The following is a 23,464-nucleotide window of genomic DNA, read 5'->3' as shown; positions in this document are numbered from 1 at the left end:
TATGAAAAAATTAATTCTTTCTCTAACATTAATTTCAGCTTGTTACTCCTTCTCTCAAGAACATTTTAGTGGAATTTCAACATCTAAAAGAGGTGGTTTGTTAAATGCAAATAACAATCCAGCCGAATTAGTTAATATGAACACTAAATATGAAGCGAATCTTTTTAATTTTTCGCTAGGAATGGCTAATAACAAACTAACTTTTAGCGATTTAGTTAGTGGAGATAACTTAGAAGATAAAATTTTTGAAGGAGATGAAGCAGTAAACTTAAGATTAGATGCTCAAATTCTTGGTCCTTCTTTTGCTTTTAAATATCAAAAATGGGGTTTTGGAATTACCTCTGTAGCAAACATAAAAGCAAATGCTATTAATGTAGATTCAAAATTAGGAGATGCTATTCAGAATGGTAATTTAAGTGATATTTTCTCTCAAACCGCTATTTCTTCAAATGACAATCAAAGATTAAATGCCACCACTTGGGGAGAACTTAGTTTTACAATTGCCAGAAACTTAATCGATTTACCTAAACATAAATTGAATGTTGGAGCTAATTTACGTTTATTATTTCCAGGAGCTTATGCCAACTTTTCTGCAGATAATCTAAATGGAACTATTGTAAATAATTTTGGAGATATTTCACTTGTTGATGCTTCTGCTAATATTAATATCGCTTATGCTGGTGTTTTAGCGGATGATTATAACGACCAAGGAAACTATAACGAATTTTTCTCTCAAGGAATTAACGGATTTGCAACTGATATTGCAGTAAACTATCGCTGGAAAGATGAAAATGACGCAAACAGTTACCGATTAAATGCCGGACTTTCAATAAAAAATATAGGTTCAATGACTTTTAAATCGGATAATAATTTAAGTAAAAACTACATCTTAAATGTTGATGATTTTGAAAGTTTAGATTTAAATCAATTTGAAAATGCAGAAAGTTTATCTGAAATTGAAGCAATTTTGAACGATCCTGCAAATGCGGCATATTTTCAATCAACATCAAGCACAGCAGATTATACTGTGAAATTACCAACCGTCATTAATGCTTATGCTGATGTTCGTTTAACTAAAAAATGGTTTGTAACAGGAAGCATCAATCAAAAAGTTAGCGATGATAGTGAAAGCGACATTATAACTACTCAAAATTCATATACTTTAATACCAAGATTTACAGCAAAATGGTTTGAAGCTTATGCCCCACTGGCAGCAAATGAAATTTCAGGATTTACAAGTGGAATTGGTTTTAGATTAGCTGGATTTTTCATAGGATCAAACAGTGTTTTTACAGCTTTAGCTGATAGTGGAAAACAAGCCGATTTATATTTAGGAGTTCGTTTCGGATTTTAATAATTTAAAAAATATTTTATATGAAATGGAGAGGTAGACGTCAAAGTGACAACGTAGAAGACAGAAGAGGAATGTCGGGCGGAGGAAAAGTTATTGCAGGTGGTGGAGCCATCGCAATCGTATTTTTTCTCGTAAAAATGTTTTTTCCCGAAGCAGCTCCATTTGTTGATACCATTCAACAAAGTCAAGGTGCACAACAAACCGAACAAGTAGAACAAAGAGAACTTACTCCAGAAGAAAAAGAAATGGGCGAATTCGTTTCAACTGTTTTTGCTGACACAGAAGATATTTGGACCAAAATATTTGAAGAAAATAATTTAGGAACATACGAACAACCTAAAATGGTCTTGTTCACAGGTTCTGTAGAAACTGCTTGTGGAGGCGCAAGTTCTGCTTCAGGTCCATTTTATTGTCCTGGCGATCATAAAGTATATATGGATTTAGCTTTTTTTGAAGAATTACGAACCCGTTTTGGTGCTAAAGGTGGCGATTTTGCTATAGCTTATGTAATTGCTCACGAAGTAGGACATCATGTGCAAACAATTCTTGGAACTTCGGGAAAAGTAAGACAATTACAACAATCTAAAAGTGAAGCCGAAGCTAATAAACTTTCTGTATGCTTAGAATTACAAGCCGATTTTTATGGCGGATTATGGGCGCATTACAACCAAAAATACTTAGAGGAAGGCGATATTGAAGAAGCTTTAAGTGCTGCACATGCTGTAGGTGACGATGCTATTCAAAGTAAAATGCAAGGACATATTGTTCCTGATTCATTTACTCACGGTTCGTCTGAACAACGTATGAAATGGTTTATGAAAGGCTTTAAATCGGGCGATATTCGTTTAGGAGATACTTTTGCCGAAGAACTTTAATTGTGTTGAAAATTGAAGCACCCGAATCTGATTATTTATATATTCAAGATTCTCAAATACCAAATGCTGGAAAAGGTTTGTTTACAGCAATTGACATTTATCCAAATGAAATTATCTCACTTTTTAAAGGAGAAATTTTATCCAATAAAGAAGCTCAAAAAAGAGTTTCTGAAGGAAATGACCGCTATTTCATTAACATGCTAGACGGTTCAATATTAGATTCAATGAATGTTGATTGCTTTGCCAAGTATGCCAATGATGCCGAAGCTTTCTCTAAATCACATTCAAAAATAATTCCAAAATCACATTAGACGATAATGATAATGTTTGCATCGTAGCTACAAAGAAAATCAAATCCCAACAAGAGATTTTTTGTAGCTATGGAGCTAAATATTGGAAAAAACATAAATAATTCTAATCTATTCCCTTTTAAACTATTTTTTTTTGTAATTTTGTTTAATATTTTTAATTTTTTTTTAAACAAAATGAATGTTTCATCCAAAAAAGACTTCACCGATATTGAAATTGATAGAATAATAGAAATGGCTTGGGAAGACAGAACTCCTTTTGATGCAATAAAATTTCAATTTGGTTTGAGTGAAGCAGATGTTAAGGCTTTAATGAAAAAAGAACTCAAATTCAGCAGTTATAAATTGTGGAGAAATAGGGTTGAAAATTGCAAAACAAAACATTTAGCAAAACGAGTTGAAAGTATTGATAGATTCAAATGCAAACTTCAAAGAGCCATTACAAACAACAAAATTTCAAAAAGATAAGATGAAAAGCAAAATTCCTGATAATGTAGTTTTTTCAGAAGAAAACGGATATAATGCTAATGTTCTCGCTTATCCTACGAGTGTTGGCGCGCCAGCAATTAAATTGGATAACGTTGTAGATTGGAAAAATATTGGTATTAGAAACGTAAACAAAGAATTTGAAAGCAAGTTTAACGAACTCAAAGCCGAGTATGAAAAATTAATGCAAGAATACGAATGGAATGAAATTTTATACAATGCCAAATATTCGTTTGAACCTATAATTGGTGAAACGTATCATTTGTATTTAGCAAAAGATGGTTCCAATTTTCTGTCATTAATTCATCCCGATTTTTGGAATAAAGAACATATTGGTTCTTTTAAACTGAATAGCAATAAAAAATGGATTCAAATAGATTCCAAAAACGATATTTTTTAAATTATTGAATTCTTCTAGAAGCAATTAGAAGAATTCAATAATTACTATTTAACTAACCTAACCATCCTTCCCTATCCAAACTTCTATACTGAATCGCTTCTGCAATATGATGCGATTGAATAGAATCAGAATTCTCTAAATCGGCAATCGTTCTGGAAACTTTTAAAATTCTATCATAAGCTCTTGCGGATAAATTCAAACGTTCCATCGCAGTTTTTAGTAATTGCAACGAAACCTCATCTAAAACACAAAACTCACGTATTAATTTACTACTCATTTGGGCATTATAGTGAATGTGTTCAAAGTTTTCAAAGCGTTGTGATTGAATTTGTCGTGCTTTCGTAACACGTTCTCTGATAGCTACGCTACTTTCTGCTTTTCGAGTCTCAGTTAGTTTTTCAAACGGAACTGGCGCAACTTCAATGTGAATATCAATTCGATCTAACAATGGTCCCGAAATCTTACTCAAATAACGTTGCATTTCTTGAGGAGATGAACTCACAGGAGCATTTGGATCATTAAAATAACCTCCCGGACTCGGATTCATACTTGCGACCAACATAAAAGAAGATGGATACGTAATCGTAAATTTCGCTCTTGAAATCGTAACTTCCCTATCTTCTAAAGGTTGGCGCATTACTTCTAAAACTTCTCGTTTAAATTCGGGTAATTCATCTAAAAATAAAACGCCGTTATGTGCCAAAGAAATTTCACCTGGTTGTGGATAACTTCCACCTCCAACTAAACTTACACTTGAGGCTGTATGATGCGGACTACGAAAAGGGCGTTGTGCCATCAATCCAACATCCTTAGTTTTACCTGCTACCGAATGAATTTTAGTGGTTTCCAAGGCTTCTCGCATCGTCATTGGAGGTAAAATACTTGGTAATCGCTTTGCCAACATTGTTTTTCCTGAACCTGGCGGACCAATTAAAATAATATTATGACCACCAGCCGCTGCAATCTCCATACAACGTTTTATTCCTTCTTGTCCTTTGACATCGGCAAAATCGTGTTCTGGAAAGTTTAAGGTTTTTGAAAATTCTTCGGTTGTATCGATTCTTGTGGGTTCTAAATTTCCTTTTCCTTCAAAAAATTCGATTACTTCGGTAACATTTGAAATTCCATAAACATCAATATTTTCAACTATAGCGGCTTCTTTTGCAATTTCGGAATATATGGAATACATTTGCCATACATACTTAAATACAATACTATGAATAAAGTGGCAATTTATGCAAGGGTATCAACGGTTGATAATCAAATTTATGACCGTCAAATATCAGATTTAACCAAAGTTATTAATAATCACGGATATAATATTAATCAAATAGAAATATTTGCTGAAAAGTTATCTGGATATGATAAAGAAAGACCCCAGTTAAATAAACTAATTTCAGAAGCTTCAAATTATAAATGCATCTACATTTCTGAAATCTCACGCCTTGGACGTGACCCATCACATACAAGAAAAATTATTGATGATTTAACTGATAAAAATATTCCAATTTATATTCAGTCCATTGGTCAATCAACACTTAACCCAGATGGTTCAAGAAATACTATAATGTCAATCATCCTTCAAGTATTGATGGAATTTGCACATTCAGAAGCCGAAACAATGAAAACCAGAATGAAATCTGGCAAACTTGAAGCCGTTAAAAGTGGTAAAGTTGCTGGTAACAATCAAGCTTATGGATATGCTAATGTGGATAAAATGCAAGTTATTGATGAAGATGAAGCAATGGTGGTTGAAAAGATTTTTCAGATGTATCTTGAAGGTAAAGGAACAAGGGTAATTGCTGGAATACTTAATGATATGAAGATTCCAACAAGACTTGCAAAAACCCATAAGGATAAAACGGTTTCATTTGAAAAAACTGGAATTGAAAAATCGGGTGCTGATATTCTTTGGGATGGTAACACAATACTTCAAATGATTAAAAATCCAATATACAAGGGAACAAGAATCTTCAAAGGTGAAAAAATACCTACACCACAAATCATTTCAGAAGAAATTTGGGAACAAGCTAATACTTTGCGAACCACAAAAACACATCGTAATTATTTAACATCTTACACTTACCTACTGAAAGACTTTTGTTATTGTGGTAAATGTGGTAAAAAGTATTTAGGAACTTTTAATTTAAAGAAATCACACGAATTTTACAGATGTGTTTCATTTCTTAAAAAAGGTCAACAATGTGGAAATGCTGGTATCAACATCAACCTTATTGAAAGTGTTATTTATCACCAGTTAATTCAATCTGAAAACCTTCTGAAATATCTGGATAACCCAAATGATATCCTAAATCAAATAAAGGCTGAATTATCTGATATTGAATTACAGTTCAAATTGCAATCTAATGTATTAGCATCAAAAGAAAGAGAACTTGAAAGGCTTCTTGATTTGTATCTATCAAATCCAAGTTACAAAAAAGAACTATTTGAAAATAAAGAAAAGGAACTATCAAATGAAATTGAAGCTTTGAATAAAAAGATATCTATTCTTAAAAAACAAATCTTTGATAAACAGTTAACTGTTGCAAATTATGATAAAGAAACTGCAACAAAAGAAATGCTAATAAATGCAAAGAATAATAGGACTGAATTACAGACCATCTTCAAACAGTTTATTAATAAAATATACATCAATACTCTTAATAAAAGATTCGCTCTTATAACACTTGAAATTAAGATTAACGGTGTAATTATTCCAAATACTTTGAAGCTGATAATTGATGTAAAGAAATCACATAGACGTGGACATAACAAAGTAAAATCTTATCAATACATTGCAGTTTCAAAAATGGAAAACAATCCAGTATTCAAGAATAATGTTCTTATGAATGATTTGAAGGATATTGAAGAAGAAGTTGAAAAGTTATTTGAATTGGCTGAAAAAGTAAAAGATGTTAATCAAAATATTCTACCAGATACAATTGATATTGTTCCAGAAGAAAATTGGCTTTCAATCAATCCTAAATAATTATATTTGTTTAACTCATAAAATTTCAAATGGAAAAATTCTTAGAATCATTACTAAAATATTTCAGTTTAATAATTGCCATACCACCAATTTTTGGTGCAATATGGCAATTGATTGAATTATCTAAAATGTCATTATCTTACATTAGATTTTTTTCTGTAAGTCAATTAATACCAGATGGTATTTTAACATTAGTTGTAATATTGTTATTTTTTTTATGGATAATTTATACACCAAAAGAAATATTTAGTGAAGAAATAAATACTGAAAATAAGGAAATAACAACAACATATTTCGATGTTAAAAAACCAAAAAAATATTTAGGTATATTGTTTATAATAATCTCGTTTTTAATTATGGGGGTTTGGTATGAAAAAATCACAAACTTTTTCTTAGATAACATTAATCAGTCATTTTCATTTTTTTTGGCTGTACCATTAAATTTTTTAATTTTTGTGCTAATTTTCTATCTTGAAATAATATCTATCGAAAATCTAAAACCATATTCAGAAAAGAAAATATTAGAACCACTTAGATATTTTCTATTTAGTATTTTAGGATTTTTTACAATGAGTGTTGTATTAAAATATTATTCAGAATTCAATAAACAAATGTTATTCCCAAATAATCTGGTAAACATTAAAAAAGTTGAAAATGATATTAAAACAAAATATCCAAACACTACGGTAAAACTAAAATACCTTAATGATAAATACATTTTCTATTCAATTACAGATAAAAAGAAAAATGAAAAAATCAAGATTGTGAAATTTGATAATTTATTTGAAGAATAATCTGCAAAGTGGCATTTCCAGCCACTTTTTTTATTTCAAAATAAAATATGTTAAAATTATGTTAAATATATTAATTTAATTTTTTATATAAAAAAATTTGCATATGTCATTTTTAATTCGTTACTTTGTACTGTAATTTTCGGGATAATATATCTCATCAAGATTCATAGCACAGCTGGCTATACATTTAATCAAAATTATTTATTAACGAACCGTATGGTTCAAAATGAGTTTTAACGGCTTTACCAACAAGCCATTAGGATTGGTATTGCTTTTTATTAATGTTTAAATTAAATAATGTATGGCTAAAAACAGTAAAATTGAATGGACAAATCACACCGCAAATCTTTGGTGGGGTTGCACAAAAGTACACGAGGGATGCGATAATTGTTATGCTCTTTCTTTCTCAAAACGAATTGGAAATGATATCTGGGGTGATGATAAACCCAGAAGAATGGTAGCTGATGTATGGGATAATCTGAAAACTTGGCAAAATAATGCTAAGAAAGCAAATGAAATCCACCGTGTTTTTGTAGCGTCTATGATGGATATCTTCGAAAAATCAAAAGATAATATGGTTGACCACAAAGGAAATCCAATTGAAGGTTCAACTGGAATCCTAAGAGACAAATTCTTTAATGAAGTTGTTCCAGCAAGTCCAAACCTAATGTTCTTGTTGCTAACCAAGCGACCAAGCAACATCAATAAAATGATACCTAAGGAATGGCTAACCAATCCACCAAAAAACGTAATGTTTGGAACTTCACCAGTTAACACCAAAACTGCAAAAGGTCTTATCAAACAATTGCAAAAGGTTAATGGTTACAAATTCCTATCTGTTGAACCTCAACTTGAAAACATTACCAATATCGATTTAACTGGTATTGATTGGGTTATTCAAGGTGGTGAATCTGGACACGGCAAAAGACCGTTTGACCCAGATTGGGGGCGTACACTAAGAGATATCTGTAAAGAACGTAACGTTCCGTACTTCTTCAAACAAATCGATAAGAAGCAAGAAATACCAGAAGATTTAAAAGTAAGACAATACCCAAAATTCTTTAAATCAGAAAACGAATTATTGATTGATTATCACTTTTCAGTTGATGCAATTCAATGGATAACTGATTATACAAGTGAAGTTAATGTAATGAAATTCAATAATCTTTATTCAGATTTATCATTTGACGAATACGTTATTAATGATGATGCATTACAACTAACTGAAAAAATCAAAAACCAAAATATCACCTTTTTTGAGGAATATAAATCTGGTTTTATAGATTAATCAAATCAATGCCGATTAAGGCATTTCCAATACATTTAAAGCACTTTTAATACGATTTGATACATCTGTATCATTTCGTGTTAAATCGTGTCTTAAATCGAATAAAAATAGATTGTATTTATTATAATATAAAATTCAATAGAAATTAATTATATGAAATAATTATACTTTTTGAAAATTGATGGTATTTATAAGTAGGTTCAATAACGAAATTTAAAATAAAACATATGGGTAAGAAGCCAAACATAACAACTGGATTTGTAACCAACTTTAACCAATTTTCAAATAGAGAAATTAAAAGCATTTGTAAAGACTATTTTGATAAAGCAAACCATCAAACTATTATAAACCTTCTTGAAGATGAAGATTTCAGTTTAAATATTTATCAAGTTGGTGAAGGTGAGGATAATGAAATTTATATCAAAAATAACGACAAAGACAAATGGCAAATAATTAATAGAGTTGATTAGTAAATTGAAGTTAAATTAAAAACAAAAAATTAAATTATGATTATTAAAATTAACGTTTTATACAAACAGAAATTAAAACCAATGGGAATTTTACTTTGTGAAATCCCATCCTATACAGAAGGTGTTAATAGTTTTTTTTATGCAACACTTGTTGATGATACATTTACTGAAATTAGAAATTTTTCTTCTGAATCAATTGAAAATTTGCTTTCAGATATAAATCATTACTTATATGAATCGCAGTATTCAATAAAAGCACTATTCAGACCATACATTGGTGAAGCTTCATTCAAGGATGATATTGATGAGAATATTCATCTATTGGTGATAAATTAAAATTTAAAGGGTGCTGATAGCACCCTTTTTTATTTGCAGTTATCTTTATTAAGCATTTCTTCAAAGTTGATAATTTCAATCTGTTTACTTTTAATATCCTTAACAAAAACATACTTATCATTAAAATATAGTAATTCAAAATCCTTTTGTTTTTTACCAGTATAACATTCCAAGTATTCAATGTTTTTGATGTTGGAAGGTACATAATAAAGATGATGAAATTTAGTGAATATGCTATTCATAAAGTACAAACTAATTTGAAATACAAGTAAAACAATCAAACTATAATAGTCTTTAAAAATATCACCATATTTTTTAATAATGATATCCCTAATCACTTTAATTGATGAAATAAAAAATGTATACAAAATTATTAGATGTGGTGTTGTAAATTCTTTATGACTTAGAACATAAAGCGAATACCCAAAACCTAACACAAACAAACCCAATAACAATAATTTAACAGCCAAATATTCTTCATAAGGACTTAGTGTATTATCATCTTTTTTTTCTTTTACAAATACACTCAAATTAATAAAGACAAAAATCAATAAAAGAAACAAAACAACTAATCCATCAGAAACAACTTGTGTTAAAGAAAAAAATCTGATAAATGAAATTTCAATTCTAACAAGTTCTAACAACTGCCAGAATCCACCCAATACAGTTGGTATTAATATCAGAAGATTGATATTCTCTTTAATTAAATGAAGTACTTTTTTAACTCTATCCATAAATCAAAAATAAATAAAAAAAGGATAACCGCTAAGTTATCCTTTAAATTTTGAATCAACCAAATTAAATTGTTGAATTGCTTTTTCTCTATTCTTTTTAAGATGATGATACTTATTTTGACTTAACAAATAATCAATTACCTTAACCCAGTAATCCAAAGAAGCTTTCTTACTGTTTAATGGAATATTCTTTTTAAATCCGATTGCATACTTTGCCCAAGATACAATGCAAGGTGATAGTGATTCTTTCATAATTTTTTATCTAATATAGCTTTTAATTTCTTGATTGTATTCATACTTACTTTTTTACCATCTTTTGAAACTGATAGTTTTGCTAATTCTCTTAAGCTACCTTCTGGATATTTCTTGATGGCTTTAACAGCATCTGGATATTTGGCTAATGTATCATTAACATCTTCTGTTGTTCCTTTGACACGCCCCTTATAAACATTACCTTTAGCTTTAGCTGTTTCAATTCCTTGCCTTTGATTTTCCAATATACTTTCTTTGGTCATTTCTGCAAGGTTGGCAAGGATATCTGTTATCATTTTAAATGATGGGTTTACCTTGCCATTAGGTAATAATGATTCAATACCCAGATTATCAATTTTAACTGTTACACCCTTTTCTTTAAAGTAATCCAATGTTCTTTGTATATCACTTGCGGAACGCCCCCAGCGGTCAAGTTGTGATGTTGAAACATAGGTAACTATTCCAGATTCAATTGCTTCAATTAACTTGATTCCAGCTGGTCTTTTAGCAAATGGTGTTGAACCAGAAATTGTATCAGTAAAAACTAATTCATCTGATTTGGTTTGTGCATCTTGCCTATCTGTTTTTTGCCCTTTGTTAAGTGTGCTAATTCTTATATACCTTGCTTTTTTCATTGGTTTAAATCGATTTAAAATGATTAATAATTATATTGAAGTATCACCAGCCGATTCAACCCTTACAAGGTTATTAATTATTTATAATCTTCAATGTATTCAATATCTAAATCAATCAGTTCTTGAAGTTGGTCACAATATACATTGTGAACTTCTTTCTTGATTGTTTTATTACCCTCTAAAAGAAAGTAGGAATAAGTATCATCCCAACTTAATCTTATAAACAACCACCCTTTGTGATGGTGTCCATTAACAAGGATTAACAATCCTTTGTTTTGAAAGTTAACTAATCTTTCTACACCCCAACTCCAATACACTTGAATGTTTGGTAGTTTTAATTGTGCAACGGTTTCAGATATATCAAAATCCCTTTGACATAAATTTTCAAGATAATCAAATTTTTTGTTTAAATTTGCCATAAGTATGTATGTATTTAATTCGCAAGGATTGAATCATAAATTAAGGATGGTAGCCACACCATCCTTTTTTTATTTCTGGTGATAATCTCAATATTTCAAATAACTTATAATGTGTTCCTCATTTGAACAAGTCAAAGATATAACTAATATTTTTATTGTGCAAATTTAGGGTGGTATATTTTGCACAATATTTAAAATATTTTTCAATAGTGTTTTTGGGGTTCAACAAAGGTTTGTTGAAATAGAATTCGTTTGCAGTTAGATTATAGTCTATTGTTGCACACTTACAAAACATTTCAAAAATGTACGGACTTTTTAAACCTTAAAATAATTAATATCTTTACCAAAGTAATGAGAAACAAAGGAATGTATTGATTGATTTTGTTGGTGGATGTGGTGGTATTTCCATTGAATTGGTGGTGGTTCACCTTGTCAACCTTTTTTAAAGTAAAATAAAATATGCGGTTTGGCTAAGATATCAAGTAATTTTAGGGTGATATCAACCAAATTTAAGGCTTTAGAAAGCAAATTCAACAAAAGTTATTAACAGCCAAAACAAGCAAAATAGTACATATTATTATCTTTAAAAATAATTTTTTACCACATTTCACCACTTATTTAGACATTTTCCAGATAAGAATTTTAGGTGTTAATAACTTAAATTGGGATTAAATAACATATAAATTAACTTTGCTTACATCCATTAACAAATGGTTTAGTTCTTTGATGAAATGATAAATGCAATTAAAAAATGTAAAACTTTTAATGTACTTCGTTATATAAGTACAGAAAATAAAAAAACCAACAATTGGCGTTGTTGGTTTTAGAGTGTTAACTGAATATTAACTTAAATCTTTACAAAATGGAAAGAATTGAAAAGGGTTCCAGATTAAAAGATTTTATTAAGTTTTTGAAAAGTGTCTTTACGGCACAATTCATTAGAGAACTTATTAAAATTGCTATTACCATTATTTGGTAACATTTAGAAAAATTGAAGGGGTGTTGACGCACCCTTTCATATTTATTATGTACAAATGTACATACAAAAGTAATTAAAAAATATTATATACAATATTTTTATATACATTTTCACATACTTTAACATCTAATTATTTACCTATGTCATTAATTGAAATCTTATTATCAATACCTTTTATTATTCTATGTGTATGGATATTGTTTAAAGCAATTGAAACTGCAAAGAATAGTGGTTATAATGATTCTTATAAAAATCGTAATAAGTAATTAAGTTTCTATTATTAAATTTTGTTGTTTTTTCTGTTAACCTCGGCAAATGTGTTTTTGGGGTGATTTCAGTTCAATCAAACAAAAAAGCCAGCTTTAAGCCAGCTTTTAATTTACTTTTTGAAATACATTTTGCTTTCATCATTTCTTCTTTTTTGAAGTCCTTTCAATACCCTACCGTTTGCATATACCCATTTATTGAATTCTCTTTCAATTTTTCCATCCCAGATATTTAGATTGATTACCCTTAATAGATTTGATTTCTTCAATGCATTAACCCCAAGGTTATAAGCAAATGAAACCAATGCGTTAAATTGATTTTGATTTACCTTATCAGTTGTCATTGCATCAACGGCAAGTTCATAGTTTTTAACTTGTTCTTTTAATATTTCAATGGCTTGTTCTTTTGTTATGGCTTCATCTTTCATTGTTACTTTTGTTCCATCGCTGTATCTTGTTGTTCCGTAACCTATTGTTGGTACTCCAGCTGGACATAAGTAAGGTGTTGCTGAAAAGCCTTCATACTTCATAATTAGTTTTAATCCTTCTTCATTGATTGATGTGATTTTCATTTAACTTCATTGTTCATACTTCTTGTTATTTGTTCTATCCTTTTGGCTGAAAGTTCAAATTGTTCACCAAGTAGAATATATTTTAATTCATTTGTTAGTTCATTCATATCATTGAATTCTTCAAATATTTGCATATCCCTTATGCATTGGTATGATAAGATTCCATTCTTAACAAATTGAAATATCAGTTCTTCATTTTCTTTTAATAGTTGATATCTATTCATTTTTATTTAATTATACCTATAGATTATTTAGATGTAAATAGTTAAGCTTCATATCTTTTTAGCTTACTTGGTTCAATTAAAAATTCAACACAAGGTTTCAGCACCTTTTCGTTATTCCATCCCATTGTGGTTACTGGCATCCAGAAATTGGTGGTGTGGTAATATACATCTTGATAAAGCGGTTGACACATCCAATAACCATCATTGAAGAAGAAGAATATAATTGCTTGTTCATTTCTTTCTTTGGCTTGCTCCAATAGATATTTAACTTTTGATTCTTCAATTGCAATGGTCTTATAGGTAGTGGTGCTGATGTTACGATTCTTCACTTCAAAGATGTATGGTGTTGAAGTGGTGGTTGCGGTGTAATACCCTTCTTCCCTATCCATTCCATCTTCTGGTGTGAAGATGAATGAAGTAACGTTATTCTGTTGGAATAACTTTTTCATTAGCTGTCTTTCTTTCTTGCTGGCTTGTATAAATTTATTCTGATTCATTTTTAATATTCTTTTCTGCTCTGGCTCTAAGTGCCTTTATTCTTTCTTTAATTTCATCATCCAATTCCATTGGTTCGTTTAATTCTTCTTCATCTATATCTTTGAAGAAATCAAGTAATGCTTTCATAAATTTTTCTCTTTTCATTATAATTTTATTAGTGCTTTTAGCTTTTCTTTTGCCTTAGTTATTATTTGTCCAACTCTTTGTTTGCTTAAATTCATTTCTTCACCAATTTCTTCAAGTGTTAATGAATCACCACCAAAACCAAAATAATACATCACTGCTATCTGTTCATTCTTTTTTAAGTGGTTCAAGGCTTTTTTAAGCTTCAGTTTGATATCTGAATTATCTTCAACTTCTTCTTCAATGATTTCAATTTCATCTGATTGAAATGTGTTCACATCTTGCATCTTAATTAATTCAATCATATACTTCTTTATCCAGAATGAAGCGTAATAGCTGAACTTCACATTTTTGCTTATATCGAAGTTTTTAATGGCTTCTATTAATCCAATATTTCCTTCAGCAATCAAATCATCAATTGTTAAAATATCCTTGACTAAAAATGAATATTGGTTTGCATAATGAACAACCAATCTAAGGTTGTGGTTGATTAATTTTTCGTAGGCTGAATTATCATTTTCATCTTTGTACTTATGGAATAATTCAAGTAATTCTAAATTATTTAATGGTGGATATTTCTTTAAATCATTTCTAAAAATCTGGTTCAATTTTCATTTCAATTATGTTTTCGTTATTGTTCTTTCTAATAAATATCTGGGATATTGAAAAAGTTCATTTTTTATTAAAAAAAAATGAAAATATTTTTACTTTAAATAATAAACCCCTCACATTCAATATGTAAGGGGTTTTATTATTTTTATAAATCTTTAGAAGTTTGCACCAGATTCAATTGTTTTAACTCGATTTGATACGTTTGTAAATTCTTGAACTGAAACAACTGGTGCTGGTAATGATTGATTAGCTGAAGCCATTGCACTGGCTAACATATCATAATCAATTTTGATTCCGTTAACTGGTGTTGGTATATTGGTATTACCACCAACTATTCCACCACCAGCGAATCCTTTAACACCTAAACTTCTAAAGAACATTGCACCACCAGCTTTTCTTTGTTGTTCTTTATTTAGAATAACTTCACCTTGTTTAACATAAGCAAGTGTATTATCACCATTTGATAATGGAACTGAAAGGTTTGCACCATTATCAATTACACTACCAGATTGAAGCGTTGGAACTTCACCACCATCAGCAAATTTTGGTGTTTTGGTTGAAGCTATCTTTTGAATGTTCTTTAAACCAGTTGCAGTTACAATTGCAACGTTTGCTATCTTTAAACCAATTTCGTAAGGTGTTACGGCTTTGGTTGCTAATTCTGCTGTAACCCCTTGGTACATATTTATTGTAGCCATAGCAAGTGCAGCCGCTTTACCCATTGCTGTATTTTCACCTAATAATTCAGCTAATCTACCAAGTGTTGATTCAGCCATTGCAAGTTTTGCCATCTCGGCTTTCTTGTTGATATCGGTTTCAAACTGCTTATACTTTGCATTAATTAAAGCAACCGATGCACCAGTTTTTTCTGCTTGTTCAACCTCTCTTAATCTTGCTTCTTCATTTCTTTGAAGTTCTAATTCAACTGCTTCTGAATAGCTTAATTCTTCTGATGCACGTTTATTTTCAAGGTCAATTGCTTCTTGCTCTTTTTTGGCTTCCTTTCTTACTTTTTCAGCATCTTCATTTGCAATTCTATTTTCTTCATTAACCTTGTTAATTGCATCATTGTATTCAGTTTGATTAATTACACCTTGTTGAAGTTTAAGAAGAAAATTATCCCTTTCTTTTTGTGCTAATTCATTATTCAGTTTAATAGTTTCTTCAAGTCTTGCTTGTGAAAAGAAACCTTCTTCTGCTATTTTCTTTTGAATATTTTCTTTAAATATTTGAAGTTCTCTATCAGCATTAGCAACTAATAAATTAGCTTGTTTACCTAAATATTCATTTTGGATATTTAACTTTTCAGCTTCATATTCTGTTTTAGATTTTTTACCAGCCTTATATTCTTGTTCATTTAAGGCTAACTTCTTTTTCATTAACCCTTCTTCAAACTTCAATTCATCTTCAAGTAATTTCTTTTTAACTCCAGATTGGGCTATGTATAAATCAATTTCAGCCTTGCTTTGTCTTATTGCTTCATCAATTCTTTTTTGATTTAATTCTTTTGCTTTATCGTTGGCTTCTTTTTGAAGTGCTACCCTATTTACTAATTGTTCAGATTCTTGACCAGTAATCCTTTCTTGTATATCAGCAATTTCAGTTAAAGCTTGTGCTTGTGCATCAAGTGTTTCTTTTGTTCTACCTTCAGCTTTTATTCTAAGATTAGCAACAATTAAAGCTTGGTTAGCAATTGCAAGTTCATCTTTCAATTGTTGCTTTAGAACTTTACCTAAATCATCATTTGCTTTAATTCTTTCACCAATTGATTTGGTTTCATCATCTCTAATTTGACGGAACTTTTCAGCATCTTTTTGATATTGTAATTGTGTTAATCTTGATTTACGTTGTGAAGCTTCAAGTATTTGTTCAGCCTTTGCCAAATCTTGTGCTTCTTTAACTCCAGCTTTAATTTCATTGGTAAATTCTTTAACACCTTTTGATGCACTTTCAAAACCTAACATATCTAAACCATCAGCAATTAAACCCATAGTTTTTTCAGCAACTTCACCAGCTAATTCAAATCCCATTACAATACCATCAATAATGAATTCACCCAATGGCTGAAGTGCTTTTAAAACGCTGTTAATTATTCCAGTAACTGAAGCGAATGCAACTTTCAATTTATTTGTTGCTTCTTCATTTCTTTTCATTGCTGATTGGATAAGTGCAAATGCACCAACTAAAACAGCTAATACAGCACCAATTGGTGTTGCAATGAATGAAAGTGATGCTTTAGTTAATCCCATAAAACCTTGACCAGCACCAGCAAGTGATGTTTTTAATAGATTACCAACACCACCAGCTTCTTGTGAACGCTGGATAAAACCACCTATTCCACCATTGAATAAATTAAGTTCACCCAATGCTTCAGAAATAGATTCTTTGTAGTTACCAATGTTTATTTTTTGTTGTTCATATGCTGATGCATTTTGTTTAATGAATTCATTGTTTTCATTAAGTTTTGCATTGATATCATTAAGTGCTTTTACACCTTCTTCTGTTGCAAGATTAAGTTCATTTCTTAATCTTAATAATTGGGTATTGTTATTTCTTGCTGAACTTATTGAATTGATTTCAGTTTGAAGTGCTGATGATATTGCTTCTGTTGCAGTTGAAAATTTGTTGGTTGAACTGGTTAATTGTTCAACTACATTTTTTTGTTGTGTATAACTTGATTGAAGTCTTTTAAGTTCAACTTCATTTTTTGAAAAAGCATCAGTATTTTGTTTTCCTTGTTCAGCAAGTGCTTTTTGTGAAGATTTTAATCTATCAATTTCAGTTCTTGTTTGGGTCATTTTAGCAATCAATGCTGAAGTGTTTATATCCAAATCAAGAATTTCAACCTTTTTAGCCATTCTTATTTCATAGTATTATCTTTTTATGTTATTGTTTGTTTTTATTAACCCCACCAACTTGTGGTATTAGATATAACAGTTCCATCCATTGATTGTAATTTCAATGTAGTTGTACCACCTAATGGATTGATTATATCCAATAATGAATAAGGTGAACTATTTAGAATTGTTACTGGTGAACCATCATTAATTACCGCTTGTAAATATGGTGTGGTTATGTTTGTTTCAAAGAAGATATTTATTATTCTTGTCCAAGCATCAGCATTTGTTATAGTTTGTCCAGTTATTGTGATATATAATTCTTCTGTTGTTGGTGGTGTTAAATCTGGTCTTGGTAAATCATTATCGATTTTGATAAGTTCAACTTCAACCAATTTGTTAGGTGTCCAGTTATTGATTTTATTAACTAAATAATAACTACCAAGTTGTTCAATGTAATATTGCTTTTTAAAATCAAAGGTTGCTATATCTGTACTGGTTAAATTAAATTCAGCAGTTGTGATATTTGCGGTTGAAATTATATTTCCAATTTGACCATAGTAATTTGTCACTACTTCATTATAACTTACACCAGAATAAGATTCAATTGGTGCTGTGGTTGCTGTGGTTGCTTGAATTAATGCTTCACTTCCAATTGTAACTGGTGATGAAAAAGTATAATCTTGAGCTTTTAAAAAGTAAAATCTTTTATCAAGCACCTTATATTCAACTTCTTGAACACCTTCATTTTCATTTATTTCTTTATTCCATAATTTATAAACGTGGCTTTGAAATGGTAGTTCCGTTGCATTTAATTCTTTTTCTGGTGTATATATTTTGGATTCAATTATATTCTTTTCATCATCCAAATTTTCATTTAAAACGAATATTGAACCATCATTATAATTTGAATTCTCATCATTATACTTATGCTTAAGATTATTCTTTTGTGCATAGTCACCATAGATATATTTTTCACTTTTTACCCTTTGAAATTTATCACTCCAATCAACTTTATCAGCCGTTGCAATCCTTTCATCAAGGGTTAAAAATTTGTAGTTATTGGTGTATTTATCTTTGAAAATAGTTAGTGAATAACGCCAAAGTATTTCTTTCAAGAAATCAGTTACTTTGAACTGGCTTAATGCTTCATTGAAATCAATAGCTAAATTATCAATCTTTGTAACTTCTATACTTAATTCTGAACCATCATCTGATACCAATGGTGCATTACCTTGAACAATTAAACAAAATGTTTCACCAGCTGTTAAGGGTTTAATGAAATTGTAATCAAATGCAGTTCCATAATTTTGGAATGAACTTAATTCAGTACTTGCTCCTAAACCTACTGTATCGGGGTTTGTAGTTGGCTGTTTATTATACGCAATATGCAATTTTGTATAACACTTAACTGTTGATGGATTACTTCTATATTTAAAATTTCCAGATATTTTTATTCTGTAATTACCATCAACTGGTACTTGAACGTGAACGTTATTAATTACAGTAGTACCAGATGATGTTGAAAATGTATTATAAGTTATGAATCTTCTTTTTGAATCAGCACCAGCATTGGTTGAGAAATTAATATCTGAACTTTCAAAAAATCCTACTTCTGGTAAAAGTGTAAATGTTCCCTTGGGATAAGTCATCCAAAGATTTTGAAAATCAGCACCAGAAAAAACACTACCTTCATAAGTCATTCCATAATTTGAAAATGTCTTATCCCACAAATAGCTTACTTTAACTGATGGTACTAAATAATCAATGTTGATTGTATCACCACTATATTTTAATTTACCATTATAATCAGCAAGAATGTACTTGTAGTTTAAATCATTATTCCAAGTGTATGTTACACCAGAAAGTGATTTATCGTGATTGATTTCAGTTAAATTTAACTGGTCAAGTGTTTTATTTTCAATTGCTTTGAAAAGGTCAATAACACCATCATAAATATTCAATTTATAATCATCATCTGTTGTTTCACTGATAACACCCCAGCCTTCATAAATCACACAATCATTACCAACGTAGTAATTGATTTTATTCTTTATGTATGGTGATATAGATTGATTTCCAGCAACACCCAGAAAATTCATTGCTATGTTATTTTCTGGACATTTAGGGATTGAAATAGTTCTTGTAAATGAAGCTTGACGATTAGCCACACCAGAAATATCATTCACTTGCAAAGTATATGCAAGCGGTGCTGAAGGCTTTAATTTTAGTTCTTGACCGTTAATGTATAATCTTTCTTCATTCATTAATAAGTTATGGTGTTAATACTTGGTAATTCTACTGTTACCCTTAATTTGTTATTTCTTGATTTGGAATTATAAGTTGTTGAAGCATCACTAACTTTAACCCCAATAAAATTGAATGCATCCACTTGAATAAATGGTTCTTGATTAATGTACATTTCAACCTTTGGTGATTTTAGTAAATCCAATAAATATTCTTTTTCTTGTGTTGTATATTGTGTATTCACTTGAAGTGTTCCAGTTGCAGTTTTACCCAATGATTCTGATGTTGAAGTAATATTTTGAAGATTATCCCAAACACCTTGAATATCATCCAAATCTTTGGTTTTAATCACTTCATTGAAATATCTATCAAATAACCAATATGAATACCCACCATTTGAATTAAACCATTTCAAATAAACACCACATCTTGATTCTATTTTTTTAACCTTGATATTGCATTTGAAAAATCCATTAACCCATAATTCAAGATTGTTTAAATTACTTGTTGTTATTAATGTTCCATCAATCGTTGTATCATTACCACCATCAGATAAAAAGATTCTTTTCACATCAGCAGTTGTTGCTGTATAAGTATCTGAAACAATTCCAGTGTTTGAATTTTTGATTGAATAAGTATAACCAGTTTCTAAACCTTGAATTGCAAAATCAGCTGGATAACCTTCAAAGTAAGTTAGATGATAATCTACACCATTTGATGATGGTAGTAATACTTTGATATCATTACCAGCCATTACTTTTTGATTGTAAAATGGTAGTTGTTCAACACATTTTAAGAACTTATATTCTTTGTTTATTGTTTCACCAGTTGTTGCATTATAAACAAAAAATTCTGGTGTAATTGTAAGTTGTAATGAAGCATCATTATAGATAAAATCACCACCAGATAAATCTGGTAAAATGGAATCTTTAAAACCATTTTGATTGATAAGAGTTGTAACAACTGGTTTAAAATTGAATTTAAAAACATTGTTAAATGGGTAAACCACAAAATCATTTGTTCCAATTGTAATTGAACAATTTGTGATTCCAGTCATTGTTGATTCAAAATTTACAATTGAATCATTATAAGCTGGGTTATATGTTGATAGTAAATCACTATTAAAAATTATCATTTATTGGTTACTAATTTTTCTATTGCTACCGTTACTTCATTAATGAAAGCTGTAACATTAATCTTTGTTATTCTATCCAGTATAGATTGTATTCTTTCTGGTGTTATTACCTCATCATAAACATATTGATGATTTTCTTTTTTTGTACCCTTTTGCCCTATCTTGCGAGCTATCAAATAAGCAAGTGTGCTTATCTTCATTTTTTCTTCAATTGGTTGAATACCCTTTTGAATTAACCAATCTTCAATTGCTTTTGTTGGTGGTTGTTTTCCAGCTATTCTACCAGCCAAATAAACATAACCAGATAAGGTTGCACCATCAGTTCTATAATCGACTTGTAAGCCGTTTTCAAACTCACCAGATGTTCTTTTACCACCAGCATTATAAAGTGCTATTATATCAGCTTTAATGGCTTCAAATTCTTCTTTTATAATTCTATCATTATCATCAAACATTCTTTGAATTAATCATTTAAAATCACATTATAATTCACAAGAACACCATCAAGATTGAAATCAAATAAGTTAATTACTTCAATAGTTTCAAACTTCTGAATATTAGCATCAGCACAAACAAGTGTATCTTTTAAAACTTGTAAAGCACCATCAATTATTGGTTTTATATGGTTATCATATTTTTGTTTATAGTCCTCATCCACATCAGAAGAAACCAATATCATTAATTTACCATAGCTTGATTTTTCTTCAAATCCAGAATCACTAAATGATGATGAAGTTGTTATTGGGTCAACAAACAAATGGATTTTATCATTGGTCATTTCATCATATAGATTTTGATAATCACTTCTTGAATATTCAAACACCCAATCATTATCTTCAGCTAAATTCTTTAAAAATTCATACATTAATTTTTCAATCTTTTTTTCTGTAATTCAGAAATTTCTTTCTGTATTTTATTCTTTTCTTTATCCATTTTAAGTTTGGTAAAAACTACTGAATATTGCATTTTTTGAATATCATCCCATTTGGTTAAATCACCATTTGCTAATGAATCAATTGTGTTAATCACCCCAAATTTTGCCATTCTTTCATTTGCATTAACTGTAATCAAATCAATATCTTCTTCATCATCATTTAATTCATTCATTTCGATATTGGTAATGAATTCTAATTGTTCTTTGATGTAATTAATTATACCGTAGAATTGCGTTATTGTAAACCTTTCAATGTATCTTTTTTCAAGTTTGGTTACAATCACCATTACATCTAAAATTGAATCAATTGAAGCATTATTAAATGAATCTCTAATTTCAATAACTTCACTAAAGGTTAGCATCATAAATGAAGGTAATTGTATTTTAATAGGTTCTTTTGACCACCATTTAAACTTATTATACTTTGGATTTTTAATTTCAGTTATTGGTTTTAGATACTCCAAAATCATCATATATTCATCAATCAAATTCACATCATCTAATTGAATAAAATCCTTAAATTTATAATTCGTTATCTTCTCCATTTCAAACCAAAATGTTTGCTTTTCTTACTGAATTTCATTAAAAATAAATATCTTAATGCATCCAATGCGTGGTTATAATTATCTATTGGAATACCCAATTCTTTACCTTCCTTATCCTTCATCCATACATAATTTTGAAGTTCTTTGATAAGGTTTAAACTTCTTGAAGTAACTTTAAATGGTTGTTGCTGGATTAACTGAATACCATAATTGATACTATCTTTTCCTTTTACAACTGGTAAAACATTTAAACCATAACTTTTAAGTTCAGCAATTGATTTTGGTTCAGCTGAATCAGCATATATAATTCCAAATCTTGCTGGTGATTGTTTTATTAGATTTGCAATCTGACTATTCAATAATCCCTTCTGATAAATCACTTCATCAACAATTATTTCACCATCATATCTATAAACTGAAATTAATGAAGTGGGGTCATTAGTAAAACCAAAATCCAGACCACTACCAATTAATTCAGCATTTTCGGGCAATGATTCTATTTCCTTCCAATCATTGAAGATTGCACCAGATTGAACACCCAATTGACCCAATCCCATAACCTTCCAACGGTTTAACCAATAATCAGATTTTTGTGCCTTTTGTTCCCAGCTTTGAATTTCTTCTTTAATCTTGATATCAAGAAATTCATTATCCTTAAAGGTTACAATTAGAAAATCAACACCTTCTTTACCTATTAATTCAGAATGCGCCCAAAATGGTGAAGTTGGATTATAATCAAGAAATGTGAATTGTTTTGTACGAATATTTAATTCTTGGAATGCTTCAAATGAAACATTGTTTGCTTCATTGACAAACAAAATATCCCTTCTTGAACCTCTTAATTTTGAATGGTCATCAGCTGAAAAGAATTCAAATATTGTATCATTCAACTGATATATTCTATCTGTTTTATTGTGTTTAGATTCATCATATAATCCCATTTTTGTGATGATATCAATGAAATCTTTATAAGCACCTCTTTTAAGTACTGGGATGCTTTCAGCAACTATTGAAATGTGAAGATTACGGTTTAAACCATAAAGAATTAAGTACTGAAGTATTGAATAAGTTTTACCAGCACTTGTACCACCTTGCACCACTCTTATTGGTGCTTGCATTCCCCCAATTTTTGAAAATGCAGTTGTAGGTGAA

General features: G+C 29.7%; 27 protein-coding genes and 1 pseudogene. 11 read left to right on the top strand and 17 right to left on the bottom strand.

The features are described from left to right. Position 1: 1 nt before the first annotated feature. The 6 genes from B0I03_RS08915 (at position 2) to B0I03_RS08895 (ending at position 3,423) form a co-directional block, all read left to right on the top strand. Positions 2–1,354 (top strand): hypothetical protein, encoded by a 1,353-nt coding sequence (locus B0I03_RS08915; RefSeq protein WP_111567094.1) that lies wholly within the window; start codon positions 2–4, stop codon positions 1,352–1,354. Between the two features lie 20 nt (positions 1,355–1,374). Continuing rightward, the gene (gene ypfJ, locus B0I03_RS08910; protein WP_111567093.1) at positions 1,375–2,229 is read left to right on the top strand and encodes a KPN_02809 family neutral zinc metallopeptidase; all 855 of its coding nucleotides are present in this window, start codon (positions 1,375–1,377) and stop codon (positions 2,227–2,229) included. Between the two features lie 2 nt (positions 2,230–2,231). Beyond that, positions 2,232–2,540 (top strand): SET domain-containing protein, encoded by a 309-nt coding sequence (locus tag B0I03_RS08905; protein WP_245902987.1) that lies wholly within the window; start codon positions 2,232–2,234, stop codon positions 2,538–2,540. Continuing rightward, positions 2,507–2,641 carry an SET domain-containing protein-lysine N-methyltransferase gene (locus B0I03_RS13365; RefSeq protein WP_394338071.1) on the top strand — a complete coding sequence of 45 codons (135 nt, stop codon included), beginning with the start codon at positions 2,507–2,509 and terminating at the stop codon, positions 2,639–2,641. Before B0I03_RS08905 ends, B0I03_RS13365 begins: the two co-directional genes overlap by 34 nt. A 73-nt stretch (positions 2,642–2,714) precedes the next feature. Then, positions 2,715–3,005: a TIGR03643 family protein gene (locus B0I03_RS08900; protein ID WP_111567276.1), complete on the top strand. Its 291-nt coding sequence runs from the start codon at positions 2,715–2,717 to the stop codon at positions 3,003–3,005. Between the two features lies 1 nt (position 3,006). Further along, positions 3,007–3,423 (top strand): DUF2452 domain-containing protein, encoded by a 417-nt coding sequence (locus tag B0I03_RS08895; RefSeq protein WP_111567277.1) that lies wholly within the window; start codon positions 3,007–3,009, stop codon positions 3,421–3,423. Between the two features lie 52 nt (positions 3,424–3,475). Here the strand turns inward: B0I03_RS08895 and B0I03_RS08890 are convergent. Beyond that, positions 3,476–4,588: pseudogene (locus tag B0I03_RS08890) on the bottom strand (YifB family Mg chelatase-like AAA ATPase); the annotation flags it as partial. Positions 4,589–4,639: 51 nt separating this feature from the next. Here B0I03_RS08890 and B0I03_RS08885 point away from each other — a divergent pair. The 5 genes from B0I03_RS08885 (at position 4,640) to B0I03_RS08865 (ending at position 9,300) form a co-directional block, all read left to right on the top strand. Further along, complete coding sequence (locus tag B0I03_RS08885) at positions 4,640–6,412, top strand: recombinase family protein (protein ID WP_146603285.1); 1,773 nt, start codon at positions 4,640–4,642, stop codon at positions 6,410–6,412. 29 nt (positions 6,413–6,441) lie between these two features. Then, a complete protein-coding gene (locus B0I03_RS08880) occupies positions 6,442–7,206 on the top strand; it encodes a hypothetical protein (protein ID WP_111567091.1) in 765 nt (254 codons plus the stop codon). A 301-nt stretch (positions 7,207–7,507) separates the two neighbouring features. Beyond that, the gene (locus tag B0I03_RS08875) at positions 7,508–8,494 is read left to right on the top strand and encodes a DUF5131 family protein (RefSeq protein WP_111567090.1); all 987 of its coding nucleotides are present in this window, start codon (positions 7,508–7,510) and stop codon (positions 8,492–8,494) included. Positions 8,495–8,721: 227 nt separating this feature from the next. Continuing rightward, entirely contained in the window at positions 8,722–8,964 is a 243-nt protein-coding gene (locus tag B0I03_RS08870; protein WP_111567089.1) for a hypothetical protein, read from the top strand. Between the two features lie 36 nt (positions 8,965–9,000). Further along, the gene (locus B0I03_RS08865; protein ID WP_111567088.1) at positions 9,001–9,300 is read left to right on the top strand and encodes a hypothetical protein; all 300 of its coding nucleotides are present in this window, start codon (positions 9,001–9,003) and stop codon (positions 9,298–9,300) included. A gap of 29 nt (positions 9,301–9,329) precedes the next feature. On the opposite strand, the gene B0I03_RS08860 is transcribed toward B0I03_RS08865, so the two are convergent. The 16 genes from B0I03_RS08860 to B0I03_RS08790 all read right to left on the bottom strand — a co-directional run bounded on the left by B0I03_RS08860 (position 9,330) and on the right by B0I03_RS08790 (position 23,430). Then, entirely contained in the window at positions 9,330–10,034 is a 705-nt protein-coding gene (locus tag B0I03_RS08860) for a hypothetical protein (RefSeq protein ID WP_111567087.1), read from the bottom strand. A 36-nt stretch (positions 10,035–10,070) separates the two neighbouring features. Then, complete coding sequence (locus B0I03_RS08855) at positions 10,071–10,286, bottom strand: hypothetical protein (protein ID WP_111567086.1); 216 nt, start codon at positions 10,284–10,286, stop codon at positions 10,071–10,073. Next, positions 10,283–10,921, bottom strand: coding sequence for a recombinase family protein (locus B0I03_RS08850; protein ID WP_111567085.1), 639 nt, complete (start codon positions 10,919–10,921; stop codon positions 10,283–10,285). The genes B0I03_RS08855 and B0I03_RS08850 overlap by 4 nt, the downstream gene beginning before the upstream one ends. Before the next feature lie 77 nt (positions 10,922–10,998). Then, positions 10,999–11,340, bottom strand: coding sequence for a hypothetical protein (locus tag B0I03_RS08845; RefSeq protein ID WP_111567084.1), 342 nt, complete (start codon positions 11,338–11,340; stop codon positions 10,999–11,001). 1,358 nt (positions 11,341–12,698) lie between these two features. Next, positions 12,699–13,157 (bottom strand): lysozyme, encoded by a 459-nt coding sequence (locus tag B0I03_RS08840; protein ID WP_111567083.1) that lies wholly within the window; start codon positions 13,155–13,157, stop codon positions 12,699–12,701. Beyond that, a complete protein-coding gene (locus B0I03_RS08835; RefSeq protein ID WP_111567082.1) occupies positions 13,154–13,381 on the bottom strand; it encodes a hypothetical protein in 228 nt (75 codons plus the stop codon). The genes B0I03_RS08840 and B0I03_RS08835 overlap by 4 nt, the downstream gene beginning before the upstream one ends. Positions 13,382–13,422: 41 nt before the next feature. Next, positions 13,423–13,830: a hypothetical protein gene (locus B0I03_RS08830; RefSeq protein ID WP_146603284.1), complete on the bottom strand. Its 408-nt coding sequence runs from the start codon at positions 13,828–13,830 to the stop codon at positions 13,423–13,425. A gap of 34 nt (positions 13,831–13,864) precedes the next feature. Beyond that, positions 13,865–14,023 carry a hypothetical protein gene (locus B0I03_RS13220; protein WP_181452377.1) on the bottom strand — a complete coding sequence of 53 codons (159 nt, stop codon included), beginning with the start codon at positions 14,021–14,023 and terminating at the stop codon, positions 13,865–13,867. Then, positions 14,023–14,610, bottom strand: coding sequence for a sigma-70 family RNA polymerase sigma factor (locus B0I03_RS08825; protein ID WP_111567080.1), 588 nt, complete (start codon positions 14,608–14,610; stop codon positions 14,023–14,025). The genes B0I03_RS13220 and B0I03_RS08825 overlap by 1 nt, the downstream gene beginning before the upstream one ends. Positions 14,611–14,769: 159 nt before the next feature. Next, complete coding sequence (locus B0I03_RS08820) at positions 14,770–17,472, bottom strand: hypothetical protein (RefSeq protein ID WP_146603283.1); 2,703 nt, start codon at positions 17,470–17,472, stop codon at positions 14,770–14,772. 44 nt (positions 17,473–17,516) lie between these two features. Further along, a complete protein-coding gene (locus B0I03_RS08815; protein WP_111567078.1) occupies positions 17,517–19,718 on the bottom strand; it encodes a hypothetical protein in 2,202 nt (733 codons plus the stop codon). Beyond that, a complete protein-coding gene (locus B0I03_RS08810) occupies positions 19,718–20,833 on the bottom strand; it encodes a hypothetical protein (protein WP_111567077.1) in 1,116 nt (371 codons plus the stop codon). The genes B0I03_RS08815 and B0I03_RS08810 overlap by 1 nt, the downstream gene beginning before the upstream one ends. Continuing rightward, a complete protein-coding gene (locus B0I03_RS08805) occupies positions 20,830–21,288 on the bottom strand; it encodes a hypothetical protein (RefSeq protein WP_111567076.1) in 459 nt (152 codons plus the stop codon). The genes B0I03_RS08810 and B0I03_RS08805 overlap by 4 nt, the downstream gene beginning before the upstream one ends. A gap of 8 nt (positions 21,289–21,296) precedes the next feature. After that, positions 21,297–21,698: a hypothetical protein gene (locus B0I03_RS08800; protein ID WP_111567075.1), complete on the bottom strand. Its 402-nt coding sequence runs from the start codon at positions 21,696–21,698 to the stop codon at positions 21,297–21,299. Next, positions 21,698–22,312, bottom strand: a complete 615-nt coding sequence (locus B0I03_RS08795; RefSeq protein ID WP_111567074.1) for a hypothetical protein — start codon at positions 22,310–22,312, stop codon at positions 21,698–21,700. Before B0I03_RS08795 ends, B0I03_RS08800 begins: the two co-directional genes overlap by 1 nt. After that, positions 22,300–23,430, bottom strand: a complete 1,131-nt coding sequence (locus tag B0I03_RS08790; protein WP_181452376.1) for a PBSX family phage terminase large subunit — start codon at positions 23,428–23,430, stop codon at positions 22,300–22,302. Before B0I03_RS08790 ends, B0I03_RS08795 begins: the two co-directional genes overlap by 13 nt. Positions 23,431–23,464: the final 34 nt, after the last annotated feature.

Source organism: Flavobacterium aquaticum (assembly GCF_003259835.1).
GTDB classification, from domain to species: Bacteria; Bacteroidota; Bacteroidia; order Flavobacteriales; family Flavobacteriaceae; genus Flavobacterium; species Flavobacterium aquaticum.
Note: the sequence above shows the minus strand (reverse complement) of the source record. Positions and strands in the feature narration are given on the sequence as shown.